Source organism: Rhizobium sp. BR 362 (assembly GCF_036528765.1).
Lineage (GTDB): Bacteria > Pseudomonadota > Alphaproteobacteria > Rhizobiales > Rhizobiaceae > Rhizobium.
Genome location: NZ_JARWGH010000077.1, coordinates 1 through 3,944, shown reverse-complemented (window position 1 = coordinate 3,944; position 3,944 = coordinate 1). Strand labels below are relative to the sequence as shown.

4 protein-coding genes are annotated in these 3,944 nt (G+C 61.9%); all 4 read right to left on the bottom strand.

Going from position 1 to position 3,944, the window contains the following annotated elements; translation table 11 throughout:
• Positions 1-406: 406 nt before the first annotated feature.
• The gene (locus tag QDY28_RS30635) at positions 407-1,396 is read right to left on the bottom strand and encodes a tyrosine-type recombinase/integrase (protein ID WP_065091808.1); all 990 of its coding nucleotides are present in this window, start codon (positions 1,394-1,396) and stop codon (positions 407-409) included.
• On the bottom strand, positions 1,393-2,310 hold the full coding sequence (locus QDY28_RS30630) for a tyrosine-type recombinase/integrase (protein WP_028755393.1): 918 nt from the start codon (positions 2,308-2,310) through the stop codon (positions 1,393-1,395). Before QDY28_RS30630 ends, QDY28_RS30635 begins: the two co-directional genes overlap by 4 nt.
• Positions 2,304-3,353 (bottom strand): tyrosine-type recombinase/integrase, encoded by a 1,050-nt coding sequence (locus tag QDY28_RS30625; protein ID WP_285170458.1) that lies wholly within the window; start codon positions 3,351-3,353, stop codon positions 2,304-2,306. The genes QDY28_RS30630 and QDY28_RS30625 overlap by 7 nt, the downstream gene beginning before the upstream one ends.
• Positions 3,354-3,664: 311 nt before the next feature.
• Positions 3,665-3,944: hypothetical protein (locus tag QDY28_RS30620; protein WP_331384837.1), on the bottom strand; the 280-nt coding region annotated here is incomplete at its 5' end.

Genomic DNA, 3,944 nt, shown 5'->3' with positions numbered 1-3,944 from the left:
GCATCTGCAGGACCGCAGCGTGAGCGTAGGACGGCGGCAGCCGAGCTTGTTGGCTCGCGAGGAATGGCCGCTTGCGGTCAGGGGAAGAAGGTCGGCGGAGCCGTTGCAGGCCAGGGCCGGTCCGGTGCCAGACCAGCCCAAAAGAGAGGCCCTATCGGGGGCTTTGCGCCGTCAGCAGAGAACGACGCGAATGATCGGTTGTCGCCTCATCGGCATGATCAACGGCGCCGCCGGCGCCATCACCTCTCCGTCGTCACCGTCGGCACCATCTTCCGATGCACCACAATAGCCGCGCCCGACAAGGCACACCGGCTATGTCGAGCGCGATATCAGATCAGCCGGAACAGACCGTAGCGGTGTAGAACTCCGCTCAAGGGTGCACCCGGTCGGAACCCGCGTTTCCTTCCTAGTCCGAGAGCAATGATGCGATCAGGGCATCCGGTGCCTTGAACCGGCCACGCCTCAGCTCACGTGGAATTACCGCCTCGACCGCTTCCAACTTCTCGGATGGGTCGATGCGGAGGTAGACCTCGGTCGTGCGGATATCGGCGTGGCCGAGCCACAGGGCGACCTTACGGATGTCGCGGGTTGCCTGCAGCATCACAACTGCGCAGCCGTGACGAAGCTGATGTGGTGAGACGCGACGGCCGCGAAGCGATGAGTAGCTCTCGGCTGCCTTGCCGACATGTTTGTCGAGCACATACTCGAAGCCGGCGCGGGTCATCGGGTCGCCCTGAGCATTGACGAAGAGGTCCGGTACGCGGACTGCGCCACGAACACTCAGCCACGCACGAAGGTCCCGCGTAGTTTCCTTCCAGAGCGGCAGGCAACGTTCCTTGCGGCCCTTTCCCATGACCTTCACGCTCGCACCGTTCTGAAGCGACAGGTTCTCTGTCTGAAGGCCGACCAGTTCGGAGACCCGCAAGCCTCCGGCGAAGCAGAGATGCATCATTGCCCGATCACGGATGCCAGATCTCGTCGCCAGATTGGGCGCGTTTAAGATCGCGCGGATTTCATCCATCGTCAGATGACGGATGAGCTTCTGGTCATGGCGCTTGGTCGGAATCGCATGGACCCGGCCGATCTGCTGAAGGGCGGAGGGAACCTTGTGCTCGAGATAGCGCATGAACGCCTTGATGGCGGCAAGCCGCATATTACGGGTGGAAGCGCTATTGCCACGATCCTGCTCAATGTGCTCCAGGAAGGCCACGATCATCGGTGCGTCTAGGTCTTCGATGGCGAGCAGAGACGGTCGCGTGCCGAGCCGTTTGGCTGCAAAGTTGAACAGCAGCTTGAAGCTGAACGCGTATGTCTCGCAGCTTTGCGGGCTGTAACCTCGCTGTCGCGGCATATAATCTCGCAGGAAGCCAGTGATGAGAGGGGCGAGCTCTGTCATAAGCCGTCCTCCCCGACCAGAGTTTCTGCCGCGGCGGCGATGTCGGTCATCATTTCCGGCGTCGCCTCGAGATACCAGTATGTATTGTGGATACTGACATGGCCAAGGTAGGTCGACAGAGCGACGAAGTGCCGGGCAACTTCGCCGCGATCGGCACCGCATTGTTCCAGGACGCGGGTTGCGAAGGTATGTCGAAGGTCGTGGATACGTGGCTGCTGACTTCGCCCCGGCGCGATGCCTGCCCCTCGTAAGATGCAGCGGAACGTATAGTTCACCGTCGTCGGGTAGAGCTGTCGGTGCTGGACGGATGGGAAGAGCCAATCGCTCTCGCCGGCGTGTTGGCGCCGAGAGTGAAGATAGCGTTGGAGCGCTTCCATGACGGTGCCGTGCAGCGGTACAAGTCGGCTCTTGCGGAACTTGGTTTCGCGAATGTGCAACACGCCGTCCGGCAGGATGTCGTCGAGCCTGAGCGCGAGAGCTTCGGAGATGCGCAGTCCCGTAGCTGCAATCAGTCCAAAGAGCATGACATAGAGCTCGCGACGCAGTGGATTGGGCTGCTGGCGCCTCAGATTGCCGGCCACAACGAGAATACGGGCGATCTCATCCGCGCTGTAGATGTAGGGAACAGGTCGATTGGTGGACCGCTTGATATCTGCGGGCGGTATCTCGTGACGAGGATCTTCCGCCTGCATGAAGCGGGCAAAGGCGATCAGGGCCGTCAGTCGATGCGACATGGCGTTTGGGCTCTTGGCTGCCACTGGCAACCAAGAAAGAGCTGTTGCTGTGCGAATGTGGCTCTCGTCGCGTTCCGCTGCAAAGCGCGCGAACGCCAGGAGATACCGATCGACCCGGGCGAGTTTGTAGCCCAGCGCGCGGCGCAGACTGATGTAGCGGGCGACGTCGGCGCTCAGCATGGCAACCTCCCGCCCCAAGGCTGCGCGATTTCGGACAAGAGGCCGATGTCGACCTTGGCGTAGAGCGCGGTCGTCGATGGAGACCGGTGACGCAAAACGGCTCCGACGCCGGCAAGGCTTGCGCCGCTCCTCAGCATCGCGGTCGCCGCTGAGTGCCGCAGCACATGCGCGCCACGATGGATGCTCGCGATTCCTGCCCTGTCGAGGCCGCGACGTACGATGCACTTTATGGCAATGCGGCTCAGCGGCCGGATCGGCGCGATATCCGTCAGGAACACGCGCGTCGTCGCAATGTGCGGCCTTGCCCGCTCGATATAAGCTAATATGGCATCGCCAACGTCCTGAGGCAGCGGCAGCCATTCCTCGCGCCGGACCTTTCCGAGCAGCGTTATCCGGCCATTTTTCCAATCGATGTCAGCAAAAGTGAGATTGGCGACTTCGCTCGCCCTGAGGCCCAACCGGGCCAGAAGCAACATGACAGCGCGGTCGCGTAAGCGGCACTCGCCCTCACAGTTGGCAAGGAGGCGGTCGATATCACTTTGACCAAGAAAGCACGGCGTCGTCGCCAGTTGCCAGCTCGCAAAGCTCGGAACCGCATGTTCCCGCCCCGCAGGGCAGTGCCCCATCGCGATGAGGTATTTGAGGTACATGCGCGTGGCGACGGCGATGCACCGCGACCGCGAACGGCCGTGCGGCCTCGCACGAACAAGCACGAAGTTGCGGATCGCCTCGGCCGTATAAGCCGCGGGATCTGATCCAATCGATATCAGTAAATCGGCCAATACCGGCTGGTACAGGTTGAGCGTCGACTCCTTGATGCCGCGTTGCTCCCGCATCCAGCGACTAAAGGCGGCCAGGGCCGGCCACGTCTCCTCCAGTGACGGAGCCTGCTCCTGCAGCAGAATGTTGCACTCGCGCAGATACGTGACGAACAGTGCGGCAGCACCCTGTGGCGCACGGGCGGTCTTGCTGCCTTTGAACACCGATGCCGATGCGTTCAGACCCTCGGCGAGTGTTTCGACACCGAAGCCGGCGGCACGCACCCAATCACCCCACAGTGCCAGTAGGCGCACCACCTCCACGATTGTTGCGGCCGAATAATTCCGCTGGCCAAGCCAGTGCTTGAATCCGTCGACATGTGGTTGCAGCCAAGTGATCCGAACATCGACACTGCGGCGATGTCTGTACTTTCGCTTTGTCATTCTGCTTCCTCGATTTGATCGTTGGTGCCGGAAGAGTCCGGCGCGTCGAACAAATCGAAGGTTTCCAAGCCATTCCAGCGTCGGCGGACAGCTTTTCCGGCCTCACCCTTGCGGTTGCGAGCAAAGGGGCAGAGCAGCGCTTTTTTCTCGGATCAGATGGATATGGTGCCGACGGTGACGACGGGAGAGGTGATGGCGCCGGCGGCGCCGTTGATCATGCCGATGAGGCGACAACCGATCATTCGCGTCGTTCTCTGCTGACGGCGCAAAGCCCCCGATAGGGCCTCTCTTTTGGGCTGGTCTGGCACCGGACCGGCCCTGGCCTGCAACGGCTCCGCCGACCTTCTTCCCCTGACCGCAAGCGGCCATTCCTCGCGAGCCAACAAGCTCGGCTGCCGCCGTCCTACGCTCACGCTGCGGTCCTGCAGATGC

Bases quoted from the DNA above. Each gene is read 5' to 3' on its own strand.
- QDY28_RS30630 (WP_028755393.1), bottom strand. From the start codon at position 2,310: ATGCTGAGCGCCGACGTCGCCCGCTACATCAGTCTGCGCCGCGCGCTG.
- QDY28_RS30635 (WP_065091808.1), bottom strand. From the start codon at position 1,396: ATGACAGAGCTCGCCCCTCTCATCACTGGCTTCCTGCGAGATTATATG.